The sequence below is a fragment of the Nesterenkonia sp. NBAIMH1 genome (genome assembly GCF_007922635.1).
GTDB classification, from domain to species: domain Bacteria; phylum Actinomycetota; class Actinomycetes; order Actinomycetales; family Micrococcaceae; genus Nesterenkonia; species Nesterenkonia pannonica.
In genome coordinates this window covers 2454314-2468782 of record NZ_CP042335.1, presented here as the reverse complement: position 1 = coordinate 2468782, position 14469 = coordinate 2454314, and the positions used below count along the sequence as shown (strand labels likewise).

General features: G+C 66.4%; 16 protein-coding genes. 2 read left to right on the top strand and 14 right to left on the bottom strand.

Annotated elements, in window-relative coordinates:
- Window positions 1–3: 3 nt before the first annotated feature.
- The 5 genes from FS388_RS11860 to FS388_RS11840 are packed head-to-tail and all read right to left on the bottom strand — an operon-like array spanning window position 4 to window position 5276.
- Window positions 4–204 carry a ubiquitin-like protein Pup gene (locus FS388_RS11860; RefSeq protein ID WP_146341597.1) on the bottom strand — a complete coding sequence of 67 codons (201 nt, stop codon included), beginning with the start codon at window positions 202–204 and terminating at the stop codon, window positions 4–6.
- Window positions 205–249: 45 nt separating this feature from the next.
- On the bottom strand, window positions 250–1980 hold the full coding sequence (gene dop, locus FS388_RS11855) for a depupylase/deamidase Dop (RefSeq protein WP_146341596.1): 1731 nt from the start codon (window positions 1978–1980) through the stop codon (window positions 250–252).
- Complete coding sequence (gene arc, locus FS388_RS11850) at window positions 1977–3533, bottom strand: proteasome ATPase (RefSeq protein WP_146341595.1); 1557 nt, start codon at window positions 3531–3533, stop codon at window positions 1977–1979. The genes dop and arc overlap by 4 nt, the downstream gene beginning before the upstream one ends.
- On the bottom strand, window positions 3520–4533 hold the full coding sequence (locus tag FS388_RS11845) for a tRNA (adenine-N1)-methyltransferase (protein ID WP_371708350.1): 1014 nt from the start codon (window positions 4531–4533) through the stop codon (window positions 3520–3522). The genes arc and FS388_RS11845 overlap by 14 nt, the downstream gene beginning before the upstream one ends.
- Window positions 4534–4580: 47 nt before the next feature.
- Complete coding sequence (locus tag FS388_RS11840) at window positions 4581–5276, bottom strand: HAD family phosphatase (RefSeq protein ID WP_246836211.1); 696 nt, start codon at window positions 5274–5276, stop codon at window positions 4581–4583.
- Between the two features lie 53 nt (window positions 5277–5329).
- Here FS388_RS11840 and FS388_RS11835 point away from each other — a divergent pair, with 53 nt between their 5' ends.
- Entirely contained in the window at window positions 5330–6298 is a 969-nt protein-coding gene (locus FS388_RS11835) for a PAC2 family protein (protein WP_246836210.1), read from the top strand.
- A gap of 30 nt (window positions 6299–6328) precedes the next feature.
- On the opposite strand, the gene mshC is transcribed toward FS388_RS11835, so the two are convergent.
- From mshC to FS388_RS11805, 6 genes are all read right to left on the bottom strand, one after another.
- On the bottom strand, window positions 6329–7600 hold the full coding sequence (gene mshC / locus FS388_RS11830; RefSeq protein ID WP_146341592.1) for a cysteine--1-D-myo-inosityl 2-amino-2-deoxy-alpha-D-glucopyranoside ligase: 1272 nt from the start codon (window positions 7598–7600) through the stop codon (window positions 6329–6331).
- Window positions 7601–7700: 100 nt separating this feature from the next.
- On the bottom strand, window positions 7701–7973 hold the full coding sequence (locus tag FS388_RS11825; protein ID WP_146341591.1) for a hypothetical protein: 273 nt from the start codon (window positions 7971–7973) through the stop codon (window positions 7701–7703).
- 79 nt (window positions 7974–8052) lie between these two features.
- Complete coding sequence (locus tag FS388_RS11820; protein ID WP_146341590.1) at window positions 8053–8298, bottom strand: DUF5703 family protein; 246 nt, start codon at window positions 8296–8298, stop codon at window positions 8053–8055.
- Window positions 8299–8364: 66 nt separating this feature from the next.
- Complete coding sequence (locus FS388_RS11815) at window positions 8365–9684, bottom strand: M20/M25/M40 family metallo-hydrolase (protein ID WP_146341589.1); 1320 nt, start codon at window positions 9682–9684, stop codon at window positions 8365–8367.
- Window positions 9685–9720: 36 nt separating this feature from the next.
- Window positions 9721–9909, bottom strand: a complete 189-nt coding sequence (locus tag FS388_RS11810) for a hypothetical protein (RefSeq protein ID WP_146341588.1) — start codon at window positions 9907–9909, stop codon at window positions 9721–9723.
- A complete protein-coding gene (locus FS388_RS11805) occupies window positions 9906–10289 on the bottom strand; it encodes a hypothetical protein (RefSeq protein WP_210410196.1) in 384 nt (127 codons plus the stop codon). The genes FS388_RS11810 and FS388_RS11805 overlap by 4 nt, the downstream gene beginning before the upstream one ends.
- A gap of 132 nt (window positions 10290–10421) precedes the next feature.
- Here FS388_RS11805 and FS388_RS11800 point away from each other — a divergent pair, with 132 nt between their 5' ends.
- Window positions 10422–11006 carry a MarR family winged helix-turn-helix transcriptional regulator gene (locus tag FS388_RS11800; RefSeq protein ID WP_146341586.1) on the top strand — a complete coding sequence of 195 codons (585 nt, stop codon included), beginning with the start codon at window positions 10422–10424 and terminating at the stop codon, window positions 11004–11006.
- Between the two features lie 124 nt (window positions 11007–11130).
- Here FS388_RS11800 and FS388_RS11795 read toward each other — a convergent pair whose 3' ends face one another.
- From FS388_RS11795 to FS388_RS11785, 3 genes are read right to left on the bottom strand one after another with little or no spacing between them, the layout of a single operon-like run.
- Complete coding sequence (locus FS388_RS11795) at window positions 11131–12135, bottom strand: sugar phosphate isomerase/epimerase (RefSeq protein WP_146341585.1); 1005 nt, start codon at window positions 12133–12135, stop codon at window positions 11131–11133.
- Window positions 12136–12157: 22 nt separating this feature from the next.
- The gene (locus FS388_RS11790; protein ID WP_146341584.1) at window positions 12158–13357 is read right to left on the bottom strand and encodes a Gfo/Idh/MocA family protein; all 1200 of its coding nucleotides are present in this window, start codon (window positions 13355–13357) and stop codon (window positions 12158–12160) included.
- Between the two features lie 17 nt (window positions 13358–13374).
- Window positions 13375–14433, bottom strand: coding sequence for a substrate-binding domain-containing protein (locus FS388_RS11785; RefSeq protein ID WP_146341583.1), 1059 nt, complete (start codon window positions 14431–14433; stop codon window positions 13375–13377).
- Between the last annotated feature and the right edge of the window lie 36 nt (window positions 14434–14469).

Below are 14469 nucleotides of genomic sequence, written 5' to 3'. Positions count from 1 at the left end.
CGCCTACTGGCCGCCCTTCTGGACGAAGCCTTTGACGAACTCTTCCGCGTTGGACTCCAGGACGGTGTCGATCTCGTCGAGCAGCGAGTCGAGCTCATCGACGCGCTCAGCCGCCTGAGGGTTTCCGCGCACCTGGCCGGAGTCCTCCGTCTGCGGGCCGTTGTCGCCTCCTGGACGCTGGGGCTGCTTCTGCGGCTGGGCCATGGGATTGGGTCTCCTCACCGGGGTGTCATGCGGTCTCGTGCCAGTCTACGACCCACCCGCCAGGCCCTCGAGCGCCTCTATCACGGCCGCGTCGTCGGGGGCGGCGCGCAGGACCTCCTCGGCCTCTGCCCTACTCGCTGCATGAGGACTGGCGAGGGGGATGCGGACCAGTCGGCTGCCGCTGCTCTCGCGCAGCAGCACCTGATCCCACGAGACGCCGGCCACGAGATGCGCATAGTCGGACACGAGCGTCCCGCGGAGCCAGGCGCGCGTCTCCTCAGGAGGGTGCGCGGCAGCCCATGCGAGCTGATCATCCGTGAAGAGGCGCCGCATGCGTCCTGCTCTCACCAGCTTGTAGTAGAGCCCCTTCTCCTCCCTGAGGTCGTGGTACTGAAGATCGATCAGGCCGAGGCGAGGCGCATCCCATGCCAGGCCGTCGCGGCGGCGGTACGATTCGATCAGCTGCAGCTTCGCCACCCAGTCCACCCTGTCGGCCGCGCTCGAGACATCCGCTTCGAGATCAGTGAGCAGCTGCTCCCAGGCGTCAAGGACCTCTGCGGTCTCCGTGTCAGGGGCCGCCTGCGCAAGCTCAGCGGCGCTCTCCTGACCTGCGCGCTCCTTCGCCGCTTCGAGATAGAGGCGCTGGATCTGCAGGGCCGTCAGCTCACCCCGATCGGTGTGGACCGCTGCGGTGAGGCTGGTGTCGTGGCTGATGCGCTTCAGGGCCGCGACGGGGTCGGCGAGTCGGATATCCGGTGCGCTGCCGGACTCGATGAGGTCCAGCACCAGGGCGGTGGTCCCCACGCGCATCCAGGCGGAGTACTCGCTCATGTTGGAGTCGCCGATGATCACATGGAGACGCCGCCAGGTGTCGTAGTGCGCGTGGGGCTCATCCCGAGTATTGATGATCGGCCGTCGCACGGTGGTCTCCAGGCCCACGTTCTCCTCGAAGAAGTCAGCGCGCTGCGAGATCTGGTAGCCGGACGTCTGGCCCTGCTGCCCGATGCCGAGCCGCCCCGCTCCGCACAGGATCTGCCGCGTGACGAAGAAGGGGAGCAGCCCGTCCACGATGTCGTCGAAATCGGTGGAGCGAGGGACGAGATAGTTCTCGTGCGCCCCGTAGGAGACCGACTTGTTGTCCGTGTTGTTCTTGTAGAGGAGCACCTGGGGTGCGCCCTCCTCCTGGGAGAGCCGCCGGGCGGCGTCGCAGGCGATGCGGTCCCCGGCGACGTCATAGAGCACAGCGCGCTTGGCCCCGATCGCCTCGGGCGCCGAATACTCGGGGTGCGCGTGGTCGACGTAGAAGCGCGCGCCGTTGGCCAGCACCAGGTTCATGAGAAGCTGCGGCTGCCCGTCCCTGAGCTGAAAGAAGTCGCCTCGCCAGTGAGGAGAGCCTGGGGCAGGCGATCCTGCACGGCCCTCTCGCTCGGCCGCATCGGCCGGACTGGGGTCCCCGCCTGGGATGTTGCCCAAAGCATCCCTGACGTCCCCGGCTCCCGCCTCCTGCTCGGCGGCGTAGGCCAGAGCGTCTGAGCTGTCCGTCAGCTGACTGGGGTGGGCGGCCGACCGCGGAAGGACCCAGCCGCGAGCGTCCACCAGCGGCGACTCGGACTGGTAGTCCCATTCTGTGCCTGCGACGGAGGAGCCGGACTCGGTGGCGTGGGCCGCGTACGCGTTCACCAGTTCGATGGAGAGCGCCACATGGCTGGCACGTGGATTGTTGGGGGCGTGGATGCCGTACTCGGTCTCCATGCCGATGAGGCGGCGTACCGTCATGCGTGCAGCCCCAGTCCTGCCTGCAGCGTCTTCTGCTCAGCGATCTCCTCGTCCATGGCAGCCTCCAGATGGTGCGGGGCGATCCCCTTCGACTCCGGGCTCTGACCCTCAGCGATGAAGTCCTTGATGGCACCCTTCTTGGCCCGGTCGATGACGTTGCTCAGCACCGCGCCCGACATGAAGTCAGCCTGAGCGGGGTACAGCCGGGAGACGACGAGGTCGATCAGCGCCTCCCGCGCCGCTTCGGACGAACCCCATTCAGCCACCAGCGCTGCGCGCAGCGGCACAGCAGCACCGAGATGGATGCGCAGAATGTCGCGAGCCCCCTCGGCTGAAGGACGCCGGACCCGTATCTTCACGTCGAGTCGGCCCGGCCTCAGAATCGCCGGATCGATCATGTCTTCGCGGTTTGAGGCGCCGATGACGATGACGTTGTCGAGGGACTCCACCCCGTCGATCTCCGCGAGCAGCTGCGGCACAATCGTGGTCTCCACGTCCGAGGAGACTCCGGAGCCGCGGGTGCGGAACAGTGCCTCCATCTCGTCGAAGAACACCACCACGGGCTGCCCTGAGGAGGCGCGCTCACGTGCCCGGGCGAAGATGATGCGGATGTGCCGCTCCGTCTCACCGACGTACTTGTTCAGCAGCTCCGGGCCTTTGATGTTGAGGAAGCTTGCGCTCTCGCCTCCGTCGTTGAGCGAGGACGCCACCGCTTTGGCGATCATCGTCTTGCCGCAGCCGGGCGGCCCGTAGAGCAGAATGCCCTTCGGCGCCTGAAGCCCGTGCTCCTGGTACAGGTCGGCGTGGAGGAAGGGCAGCTCGACAGCGTCACGGATCTGGCCGATCTGCTCAGCCAGGCCGCCGATCTGTTCGTAGGAGACGTCCAGCGACTCCTCAAGCACGACATCCTCCACCTCAGAGAGGGAGACGACTTCGGTGGCTGTGCCGGTTCGCAGGTCCACCACCACTGCGTCTCCGACCTCTGCCTGGGCAGACTGCTCGGCATCGCTGCCGCCTCGCCGGCCGGCGGCCTCCGAGAGCGCGACGACACGCTCCTCCTCGCCCCGTGCGATGATGACGAGCCGCCCGTCGGGCAGCACCTCCTTGACCCTCGCCACCTCACCGGTGCGGTCGGGGTCGAGGACGGAGACGATCGTCAGGTTCTCGTTCAGCAGCACCTCCGATCCGGGATGCAGCTCTGCGGGCTCGATGAGGGGCGAGACGCTGACCCGCATCTTTCGCCCGCCGTGCAGAATGTCGCAGCCGGCTCCGGAGGCCGCCTCGATCTCCCGTCCCTCGACGCGGTCCCGCGCAGGCCGGTACCCGATGATGGTCCCGAACGTGAAGGGCGCCTGACCGTCGGCCTCAAGAGCGCCTCTCAGCTCTGTGATCTGGTTCCGGGTCGCTTCGAGCATGCCGGTGAGCCGCTCATTGCTGCGGCCTGCGGCCTGAAGCTTGTCCTGAGCGTCCTTATGGCGGGAGCGCAGACTGTCCAGCTGCCTGTGGGCATGCTCGAGCCTGCTTCTGACGTCGGCGAGCTCATTCTCCGTCACGACGCGTTGGCACCTCCTTGGCTCTGTCGGCGAGGGTCTGGGCGTGAACAGCGGCGCGGCGGGCTTTCTTCCCCGTCACATTGCGAGTGCTGAGGGTCTTGTCGTCCCACACGGCATCGTCGTCGAAGGCGGGCCACGCCTGGCGGTCCTCTGCGCTCGGCGCTGAGACCTTCTCGCGCTTGGCCAGGGTGAGGGGCGTCTGATCGTCCGCCAGCCTGCGGGTCGACAGCAGAAAGCCTGTGTGCGCCACCATGCGGTGATCGGGGCGGACTGCCAGGCCGTCCAGGTGCCAGGTGCGCAGCATGGTCTCGTGCGCCTCGGGCTCCGTGAAGCCTTTCGAGGCACGGAGCTGTTCGGCCAGGCGCGACAGCTGTGTGACGGTGGCCACGTATGAGACCCAGACTCCTCCCGGGGCGAGGACGGTCTTGACCGCGTCGATGCACTCCCACGGTGCGAGCATGTCCAGGATGACACGGTCGACGCTGGCTGGGCTCTCGAACTCAGGGGCCTTCTCCTGGAAGTCTCCCAGCTCGATGCCCCAGCCGGGGTGGGCCTCTCCGAAGAAGGCCTCGACGTTGCCCCGCGCGATGTCGGCGAACTCTGCGCGCCTCTCGTACGACCTCAGCGTGCCGGCGTCTCCCACTGCGCGCAGGAGGCTGATGGACAGCGCCCCGGACCCCACTCCGGCTTCGACGACGTGGGCGCCCGGAAAGACGTCGGCGACCTGGACGATCTGCGCGGAGTCCTTGGGGTAGACGACCGTGGCGCCCCTGGGCATGGAGAGGACGAAGTCGTTGAGCAGGGGCCTGAGGACCTGATACTCATACCCTTTGTCGTTGGCCACCACGATGCCTTCCGGCTGGCCTATGAGCACGTCGTGCCGCAGCACGCCCTGATGCGTGTGCCATTCTCCGCCTTCGGCGAGCGTGATGGTGGAGGGCTTTCCCCTGCGGTCGGTCAGCTGAACGCGCTGTCCGGGCTGCAATGGTCCTTGGCGCATGTGAGCGCCTACGGCTTGTCCGGGCGATGGAGTGGAGGAATTCGTCATCAGACGGCTGTCGGCTCTTTCGTCAGGAGGTTCTGGAGGTCGGCGGCGCTCAGGCCGGAGAGGCTCTCGGCCAGGTGCCACTGATCGCTTTCGGGCAGGGCTGAGTAGTGGGGCACAGCCAGCGTCACGAGGCCTGAGCCGGCAGCTGCGGCGGTCCCGGGGATCGAGTCCTCAACTGCGATGCAGCGGGTCTTGTCCAGGGCCTCACCGGTGAGGCGCACGTGCTGCTCGGACATCTTCTCGAAGCCTAGGAGGTACGCCTCAGGATCAGGCTTTCCGCGGCTGACCATGTCGCCGGAGATGATGAACTCCAGGTGGTCCTGGGGAAGCCGCTCGGCGATCGCGGATGCCAGACGGCCCCACGACATCGTGACCATCGCCTGGCGGACTCCGGCGGAGCGGAGGCTGCCCAGGAGTTCGAGCGCACCCGGCCGCCAGGGGATCTCGTGGGCGCAGCGCGCGATCACACGGTCCATGAGGGCGTCCACAATGGAGGCGGTCTCCATGCCAACGCCCGCATCCTGCAGGACGGAGGCGCTGAATTCGAGGGCCTGGCCCACCAGCAGCTGCGCCTTGGCCTCGTCCCACTGGCCGCCCCACGCTTCGACGAGGTCATATTCGGCCTGTATCCAGTAGGGCTCTGTGTCTACGAGGGTCCCGTCCATGTCCCAGAAGACCGCCTGAAGTGAAGACATGCCGATCATCCTACGGCTTCCGCCTGAGGGGCTGGCGCACTAGTGTGAAGAGCGTGAGCGAGGAATTCCCAGAGCCCGAGGACCGTCGGCAGGAGCCGTCCGACTCGGAGCACCCGGACGCCCCGTCGGTGAGCACCGACCGGGCACAGCTTCTCGCGTCCCACCTCCGGTCGATCATCGCGGACGGGTCGGAGACTCCGCGGCCTCCCCGGGTCATGCTGATGGCTTTCGAGGGCTGGAACGATGCTGGCGGGGCCGCCTCGGCTGCCATCCGGGCCGTCGCGTCTGCGCTCGACGCCGAGGTGATGGAGAAGCTGACCGAGGAGGAGTATTACGACTTCCAATTCTCCCGCCCAAAGATCATTCGGAATCAGGGGCATCGGGAGATCATCTGGCCCTCCACGACCATCCTGCGCGCCGAGGTCTCCGGCGGGGATTTCGAGCTGCTCTTCGTTCACGGGGTGGAGCCCAGCTTTCGGTGGCAGTCCTATACGGCGGACCTGCTGACCAAGGCAGCTGAGTACGACGTCGATGCCGTCGTGCTGGTGGGCGCACTGCTGGCTGATGTCCCTCACACCCGTCCCATCCCCGCCTCCTTCTCTGCTGAGGACGAGACTCTGCAGGAAGCCATCGATGTGGATGCTCCCACTTATGAGGGGCCGACGGGCATCGTCGGAGTGCTTGCCCATACGGCCTACCAGGCGGGCATCCCCGCCGTCTCGCTGTGGGCTGCGGTGCCGCACTACGTGGGCCAGGCGCCCTCGCCGAAGGCTCAGCTCGCTGTGATGCGCAAGCTCGAGGAGCTGCTGGGCTTCGGCGTGGACACCGGCGAAGTGGCTGAGGATGCGGCCGCCTGGGAGCGCGGCGTCGATGAGCTGGCCGAAGAGGACACGGAGATCGGTGAGTACGTGAAGCGCCTCGAGGAGGCCACTGACACCACGAACCTGCCGGAGGCCACCGGCGACGCGATCGCCGAGGAGTTTGAGCGATACCTCAAGCGGCGCCGACCGCCGGAGTCCTGACGGCGGACTCCGGAGCGCGGTCGCGCAGTCTCACGCCTCGAGGCTGATGCCCAGCAGCGCGTCCACGAGGTCGATCGTCTGCCGCCTGGAGGTTCCCCCCGGAAATTGCCCAGCGGCCCACAGGTCGAGTATGTCCAAAGCCGCCGGCGCGTTGAGGTCTCCCGAAAGGGCCGACATGAGCGCGTACTGGAGGGGACTGGGATGCGAGGGATCCGCGTCGTAGTCCTCGGCGTGCGCGACGGCGCTCTTCCAGCGCCCCAGGCGCGCTTCGGCGAAAGCGAGATCGTCGGGGTGGAAGCTCCAGTCGGCGCGCCAGTGGTGGCTCAGCAGCAGCGCTCGGATCGCCTGCGGATCGTGTCCCTTCGCGGTGAGCTCGGAGACGAGGACCAGATTGCCCTTGGACTTCGACATCTTCTCGCCGTTGAGGCCGACCATGCCGGTGTGGGCGTAGTGCTCCGCCAGCGGCACCCCGTCTGCGGCTGTCGCATGCGCTGCCGAGAACTCATGGTGCGGGAATCGCAGGTCCGATCCCCCACCCTGCACACTGAACGGCGCAGGAAGATGACGACGGGCGATCACCGAGCACTCGATGTGCCAGCCGGGTCGCCCCTCGCCCAGGGTGCCCCCGTCCCAGCTCGGCTCGCCTTCGCGTCGCGCCAGCCACAGCAGAGGATCCAGCGGGTCGCGCTTCCCTGCGCGTTCGGGGTCGCCCCCGCGCTCCGGAAAGAGCTCCTCCATTGATGTGCGGTCGTAGTTCCCGATGCTTCCGAAGGTCCATCCCGTCCGGGCTTCTGCGCTCGCGATGTCGAAGTAATAGTCGGGGGTCGCGGTGCCCTCGGCGGGAACCGGATAGGCGATTCCCTCACTGAGCAGGCGCTCCACATCCTCAACCACCCCGGGAATCATCTCGACTGCCCCCATGTAGGTGTTGGGCGGAATCACACGCAGCGCGTGCATATCGGAGCGGAACAGGTCGGTCTGGGACTCAGCAAGCATGCGCCAGTCCACCCCTGTCGCATCGGCCCGCTCGAGCAGCGGATCGTCGATGTCGGTGACGTTCTGGACATAGTTGACGTCGAGGCCGCACGCACGCCAATAGCGCACGAGGATGTCGAACTGCACGTACGTATTGGCGTGACCCAGGTGGGTTGCGTCGTAGGGAGTGATGCCGCACACATACAGCGATGCCGTGCCGTCGCGGGAGACGACGGGGGTCCTCGTCGCTGCCGGGGTGCTGTGGAGTTCGAGAGTCTCGTCCACGGCGGGGAGGGAGGGCACGGGCGGCGCGGGCCACGATCTCACGCGGTACGTCCTTAGGGTTCAGGCGACAGGTCCAACAGGGGACAACTCAGCAGGGGGGTCGGACATTCCGTCCGCTCAGGACCCGCTGAGCCGGGGCGTCTCAGTCGTCGCCGAGGCTCTCCAGATCCTCTTCCTCGTCCTCGTCGTCGAGCTCGTCGTCCGCGTCCGCCTCCTCGTCGTAGAGGTCCAGCGGCGTCACTTCGCCTGTGGCTGCGAAGAGGGCGTCCTCATACGCCTCAAAGGCATCGCCGATCGCGTAGAACGCCTTCTCGACCGCCGGGTCTTCCTCCCCACGGCGGTTGACGGCTGCTGAAAGGTGCTCGCCGAGGGCATCGGTGAGAGCGTTCAATGCGATGCGGGGATCTGCGCTCATGGGGCCACACTATCAACGGCCCAGCGGGCCGGTAAGCCCCAATGTGTGAGCACTCGGGATCGGCGTCCGCCGGGCGCAGTCAGAGGGTCCTGCGCACGCGCATCAGGCGACGCCTGAGCCAGTATTTCCGGACTCCCCCGGTGTACAGGGCGCTGCGTCGGAGCTCCCAGCGCCCGTACTCGGCGTGGTCGATCACCTGCCGCCTCACCTCGGCGAGGGACTGTCGGGGCTGACAGGTGAGCACGAGGTACTCCCAACCGCTGCCGTCCTCATCCTCGGGGGTGTACCAGCTCTCGACCGGCTGCTGCCCTGTCTGGTGCGGCATTGACGCTCCTTCACCTGTGATGCGTGATTCTGGGCGACGTGCTTGTCGACCCACACTACTGCAGGATCATTGCTGGGCGAGGAACCGGTGCAGCGTCCGGACTCCGAATGTCAGCGACTCGACGGGAACCCTCTCGTCCACCCCATGGAACATCCCGGTGAAGTCCAGCTCAGCGGGCAGCTTCAGCGGGGCGAACCCGTAGCCGGCGATGCCCAGCACAGCCAGATGCTTGTTGTCGGTCCCTCCGCCCAGCATGTATGGCAGCACGACGCCCTCCGGGTCCTCATGCTTCAGGGCGCTGACCATCTGCTCCACGAGGGCGCCGGAGAAGGGCAGCTCCAAGGATCGGCCTTCGTTGAGAAGTTCGAATCGGATCTTCTCACCGGCCAGCTCCCTGAGCACGGCGGCCACTTTGGCGTCCTGGTCGGGCAGCGTGCGCGCATCCACGAGCGCGCTGGCTTCGCCCGGAACGACGTTGTGCTTGTACCCGGCCTCCAGCTGCGTGGGGTTCGAGGTGTTCTGGAGGGTCGCGCCCACGAACTTCGCGGCCGAGCCCAGCGCATCGAGAAGCGGCTGGGGATTCTTCTCATCGAAGGGAATGCCTGTGAGGTCCGCAAGCTGTTCGAACAGGGAACGAGTCGTCTTGGTGTACTCGATGGGCCACTCATAGCCGCCGATGGCCGCGACAGCGCGGGCAAGGGTGACGACGGGGTTGTCCCGCTGGACAGCTGAGCCGTGTCCGGCTGTGCCCTCAGCGATCATCCTGGTCCAGTGCAGGCCCTTCTCGCCGGTCTGGATGAGATAGGCACGTGTGCCCGCCACGTCGGTGGAGAATCCTCCCACTTCGCTCACGGCCTCCGTGGCGCCCTCGAACAGCTCTGGACGGTTCTCCACCATCCATGCGGCGCCGAATCTCCCGTTGTCCTCTTCGTCTGCGAAGAACGCAAAGATCAGGTCTCTCTGCGGCTGGTGCCCCTCACGGCTCATGCGAAGCATAGAGGCAAGGATCATGGCGTCCATGTTCTTCATGTCCACGGCACCGCGGCCCCAGATGAGACCGTCCCGCAGCTCAGCTGCGAAGGGATCCTCCTGCCAGTCCTCGGCCTGCGCGGGCACCACATCGAGGTGCCCATGCACCACAAGCGCCCCGGCATCCGGGTCCGAGCCGCGCATGCGCGCGAAGACGCTCGCCCTTCCCGGTGCGGATTCAACGATGGTGGGCTCCAGGCCTGCTTCCCGCATCACCTCGGCGCAGTACTCTGCCGCGTCGCGCTCACCGTTCGAGCGCCCGCCTCCCCAGTTCTGGGTGTCGATGCGGATGAGATCGCGGCAGAACCTGATGACGTCTTGCTCCGCCCTTGCGGCGGGCTGCTCGCTCCCAGTCATGAGACCACCCTAGAGGGTGCTCGTCTGCGCCGGGTGTCAGGCTGCGGGGATGGGTCCGGGTTGGGCTGCGGGTCTGGGGGCAGCCTGCAGGTTCTGGTTCAGGGCTTTGGACTGCTGGGCTCGGGTGTGGAGCCGGCGGCAGGCGATGATCACCACGATCAGGGCCATCAGAACAAGGGCCACCGTGAGGTAGGCCTGGGCTGTGGCTATGGCCGCGGTCCTCACAGCCCTGCACCTTCCAGCTCGTCCCGGCTCAGAGTCCGCCCGGAGGGAAGGACGAAGCTGATGTCCTGGGAGGCGAACACCAGATCCAGGATCAGCTCCATATTGGGCACCACACCATTGATGATGGTGCCCATCACCTCCCGGGTGTCGTCCTCCTCGTGCAGAGTGCACCGCAGACCCAAGTCCGGGGCCTGAGTGCTCCCAGAGATCTCCACGATCGCTGAGGCAACCGCCGGGTGGGCCATCAGCCCCGCCGAGACCGCCTTGGCCGCCTGGTCCAGCCGCACCCTGTCATCATCCACGTCCTGGCCCGCATCCTTGGGGGCCGTCGGTGCTGGGCTCACCTTATGATCCTGTGCTTCTTCGACCTGCTCGCTCATCGTCTTCTCATCTCAAATTCATCTATAAGGTGTACAACTTTTAGACAGCCTAACAGTTAATGAGGTCAACTGTTAGGCTCCTCACTGATCAGTTCGGACAGCCGCCGCATCCGGCGAAGACCTGAAGGAACCATGAAGGACAAAGAGACCCCCACCCTGCAGCCCGCCCAGGCTCAGCCGCAGCAGGCAGTGACCAACCCCGAGGCCGCCTCCGGCACCGGCTACTGGTACCTACGCACCCAGGAGTCCTACTCCGCCATCGACCTGCTGAACCTGCTGCGCAGCTACCGCGACGAAGAAACAGCCATGCGCGCACGCACCCAAGGCTCGATGGGCATGAAGGACACCGACATGAAGGCCCTGAGGTTCCTGCTGCAGCAGCACACCGCCGGGCACACCCCCCGGCAGAAGGACCTCGCCGCGACACTGGAGCTGACCGCCGCATCAGTGACCGCCCTGGTCGACCGCCTCTCCGCCCACGGCTACGTCCAAAGAGTCCCCCACCCCGAGGACCGCCGCTCCGTCGGGCTGAAAGTCCTCCCCGCCGCTGACCGAGACGTACGAAGCACCCTGAGCCGCATGCACGCAGACATGATCACCGCCGCCGAAGAGCTCACCCCCACCGAACGAGCCGGCGCCGCAAAATTCCTCGAAAAGCTCATCCAAGCCGTCAGCACACACCACGGGACCTCCGCGACCCACGCGCCCACACACTGAGACGCCCCCAACGATGCGCAGAGAGAGTGCCTGGACCGCGCCGGCGCATGGATAGGCCCCTGACCCGATGATTGGAGGCAGGGGCCTGCCCGCTGGTGCCGGCTCGGCCTTGGAGTAGGCGAAGTCAGCGCGTTGAAAAAGCAGCGTCGAACGCTGCCGCTGACGGTTCCAGCGCGTTGGCGCGCACAAACTCCAGAGCCTGCGGCGCGCCGACCAGCCGGTCCATTCCTGCGTCCTCCCACTCCACGGAGAGCGGGCCCTGATAGCCGATCGCGTTGAGCATCCGGAAGGCGTCCTCCCACGGCACGTCGCCGCGGCCCACGGAGATGAAGTCCCAGCCGCGGCGCGGATCACCCCACGGGAGGTGGGAGGCCATACGTCCGCTGCGACCATCCGTCAGTCGCTTCTTCGTATCTTTGCAGTGCACGTGATAGATCCGGTCCTGAAAGTCCCAGAGGAACCCGACTGGGTCGATGTCCTGCCACACCATGTGGGATGGGTCCCAGTTCAGGCCGAAGGCCGTCCGGTGCCCAATGGCTTCGAGGGTCCGCTGCGTGGTCCAGTAGTCGTAGGCGATCTCCGAGGGGTGGACTTCGTGGGCGAACCGCACCCCCACCTCGTCGAAGACGTCCAGGATGGGGTTCCACCTGTCCGCGAAGTCCTGGTATCCCGCCTCCACCAGCTCCTGGGCCACAGGGGGGAACATTGCCACATACTTCCAGATGGAGGACCCGGTGAACCCAGTCACCGTGCCGACGCCCAGCCGTGAGGCGGCATGAGCCGTAGCCTTCAGCTCCTCCGCAGCTCGCTGTCGCACACCTTCCGGGTCACCGTCACCCCACACTCGGTCGGAGAGAATATCCCGGTGCCTGGCGTCGATGGGATCGTCGCACACCGCCTGACTCTTGAGATGGTTCGCGATGGTGAAGACCCGCAGCCCGTTCTTCTCCAGGATGTCGAGCCGGTTCTGCACGTAGGCGTCGTCCTCGGCGGCCTTCCACGGATCCAGATGATCTCCCCAGCAGGCGATCTCCAATCCGTCATAGCCCCATTCGCCCGCCCGCCGGGCCACTTCCTCGAACGGCAGGTCGGCCCACTGGCCGGTGAACAATGTGACTGGTCGTGCCATGGGATTTCTCCTTACAGGTTGGTCAGGTTCCTACAGATGTCCAGGCCGAGGAGTTGCCGGCCGAACGCTCCACTGCGTCCAGGACCCGCTGCACATGGAGACCGTCCTCGAAGCTGGGTGTGGGCTGCTCACCGCTGGCCAGCGCGCGGACGAAGTCCACCACCTGATGCGTGAAGCTGTGCTCGTAGCCCAAACCGTGGCCGGGGGGCCACCATGCCTCGAGGTACGGATGGTCGGGCTCAGTCACCAGAATCCGCCGGAAGCCCGACGTCAAGGCGTCGGCGTTCGCCTCGTAGAGGTGCAGCACATTCATGTCCTCGAAGTCGAAGGCCAGGGCGCCGGATGTTCCGGAGACCTCAATGCGCAGAGCATTCTTGCGCCCCCAGGCGTATCGGGTGGCCTCCAGGGTGACCGGTGCGCCAGACTCCAGACGGGCCATGGCCAGGGCCGCATCATCGACAGTCACCGGGCCCCGCTGATCGCCGGCTGTGCCGTGCAGCCCCCTGAAGGATTCGGCGACTGGACGCTCCCTCACGAAGGTGTCCAGCATCCCTGAGACGCCGGCGAACCGCTCTCCGGTGATGAAAGTCGTCAGGTCCACAGCGTGTGCCCCGATGTCGCCCAGCGCACCGGAACCCGCCACCTCCTTGTCCAGCCGCCACGACAGCGGACTGTTCTCGTCGGCCAGCCAATCCTGCAGGTATTGGGCCCGCACCTGCCGGACATCGCCGATGCGGCCCTGGGCCACCAGCTGGCGGGCCAGCTGCACGGCAGGGACCCTGCGGTAGGTGAAACCCACCATCGCCTGCACTCCCCTGCTCTGCGCGTCCCGCGCGGCCCGCGCCATGGACTCCGCCTCGGCCACGGTGTTGGCCATCGGCTTCTCCACCAGCACGTGCTTTCCGGCGGCCAACGCGGCGGCAGCTATTTCGGCGTGGGTGTTTCCGGGTGTGCAGATGTCCACCACATCGATGTCCTCGCGATTCACGGCGCTGCGCCAGTCCGTCTCCGCCTCGGCCCAGCCGAGCTGGTCCGCCGCAGCCTGTGCCGCCTCGGCGCTGCGGCCGACCAGCACCGTAAGCTCCGGAGCCAGCGGCAGATCGAAGAACCTGGGGGCGCTGCGCCACGCGTGGGAGTGGGCTCGCCCCATGAAGGAGTATCCGATCATCGCCACACCGAGCCGCCTCGACCCGGGCCGCGTCGCGGTCTGCTCGCTCGTCATGTCTCCTCGCCCTCCGCTCAGGACTCGAAAGCGGAGTCAAGGTACTGCTCCACGTTGTCGGCGGTGACCACCGGTGCGTGGAGCTGGATCTCACGCGGCACCTCGATCTGGATCAGGTCTTCCATGGCGCGGTCCTGAGCGAGCAGCCGAGCCAGGCGAATACCGTCTGCGGCCTGAGTCGAGGGGTAGATGACAGTGGCTTCGACCACTGAGTCCTCGCTCTGAATCTCGCGCATCATGTTGGCAGAGCCGGCTCCGCCCACCATGAAGAACTCATCGCGGCCGGCGTTCTCAATCGCTGCGAGCACGCCGACTCCCTGATCGTCGTCGTGATTCCAGATGGCGTCGATCTCCGGTGCGGCCTGCAGGAGGTTGGCCGCACTCTCCTCACCGCCGGCGACGGAGAAGTCGGCAGCGACCCGGTTGCTGACCTCAAGCCCGCAGTCGGAAAGCGCATCCTCGAAGCCTTCGCTGCGGTCCTGGGTCAGGGGCAGAGAGTCGATTCCCGCGATCTCGGCGACCACAGCATCACTGTCGCCCTCCATCCGTTCACAGATGTACTCACCGGCAGAGACCCCCATTCCGTAGTTGTCACCGAGAATCGTGGTCCGAGCGGCGAACTCGGAGGAGAACTCACGGTCGACGTTGACCACCGGGATTCCGGCCTCCATTGCGTCGACTGCCACCTCGGTCAGAGCCGCGCCGTCGAAGGGCAGCACCACAATCGCATCAACACCGTCGTTGATGAACTGTTCGATCTGACTGATCTGGATGTTGACGTCATCCGAGCCCTCGGAGACGCGCAGATCCACGTCCTCGAACTCTTCGCCCTGCTCCTGAGCCGCCTGGGTGATGGCGCCCATCCAGCCGTGGCCTGCGGCAGGGCCGGAGAAGCCGATCACCACCTCCTCACCGGGTTCTTCGTTCGCACCGGCTGGGGCAGCGTCTGCGGCTCCGCTGTCCTCATCGTCGTTGACGGACTCAGGGTCATTGTTGAGACAGCCGGTGACCAGCAGTCCGGCCGAGATCATTGCGGTGGCGCTCAGCCACCATGTGGTGCTGCGGGTGCGTGACATGTTGTTCTCCTCGTTTTCTTGAAGGTGAATGGTCGG

Excerpts from the sequence above, each read along its gene's own strand:
- FS388_RS11860 (WP_146341597.1), bottom strand. The coding sequence starts at position 204 with ATGGCCCAGCCGCAGAAGCAGCCCCAGCGTCCAGGAGGCGACAACGGC.
- dop (WP_146341596.1), bottom strand. The coding sequence starts at position 1,980 with ATGACGGTACGCCGCCTCATCGGCATGGAGACCGAGTACGGCATCCAC.
- FS388_RS11845 (WP_371708350.1), bottom strand. The coding sequence starts at position 4,533 with ATGCGCCAAGGACCATTGCAGCCCGGACAGCGCGTTCAGCTGACCGAC.
- FS388_RS11840 (WP_246836211.1), bottom strand. The coding sequence starts at position 5,276 with ATGTCTTCACTTCAGGCGGTCTTCTGGGACATGGACGGGACCCTCGTA.
- FS388_RS11825 (WP_146341591.1), bottom strand. The coding sequence starts at position 7,973 with ATGAGCGCAGATCCCCGCATCGCATTGAACGCTCTCACCGATGCCCTC.
- FS388_RS11820 (WP_146341590.1), bottom strand. The coding sequence starts at position 8,298 with ATGCCGCACCAGACAGGGCAGCAGCCGGTCGAGAGCTGGTACACCCCC.
- FS388_RS11815 (WP_146341589.1), bottom strand. The coding sequence starts at position 9,684 with ATGACTGGGAGCGAGCAGCCCGCCGCAAGGGCGGAGCAAGACGTCATC.
- FS388_RS11805 (WP_210410196.1), bottom strand. The coding sequence starts at position 10,289 with ATGAGCGAGCAGGTCGAAGAAGCACAGGATCATAAGGTGAGCCCAGCA.
- FS388_RS11800 (WP_146341586.1), top strand. The coding sequence starts at position 10,422 with ATGAAGGACAAAGAGACCCCCACCCTGCAGCCCGCCCAGGCTCAGCCG.
- FS388_RS11795 (WP_146341585.1), bottom strand. The coding sequence starts at position 12,135 with ATGGCACGACCAGTCACATTGTTCACCGGCCAGTGGGCCGACCTGCCG.
- FS388_RS11790 (WP_146341584.1), bottom strand. The coding sequence starts at position 13,357 with ATGACGAGCGAGCAGACCGCGACGCGGCCCGGGTCGAGGCGGCTCGGT.
- FS388_RS11785 (WP_146341583.1), bottom strand. The coding sequence starts at position 14,433 with ATGTCACGCACCCGCAGCACCACATGGTGGCTGAGCGCCACCGCAATG.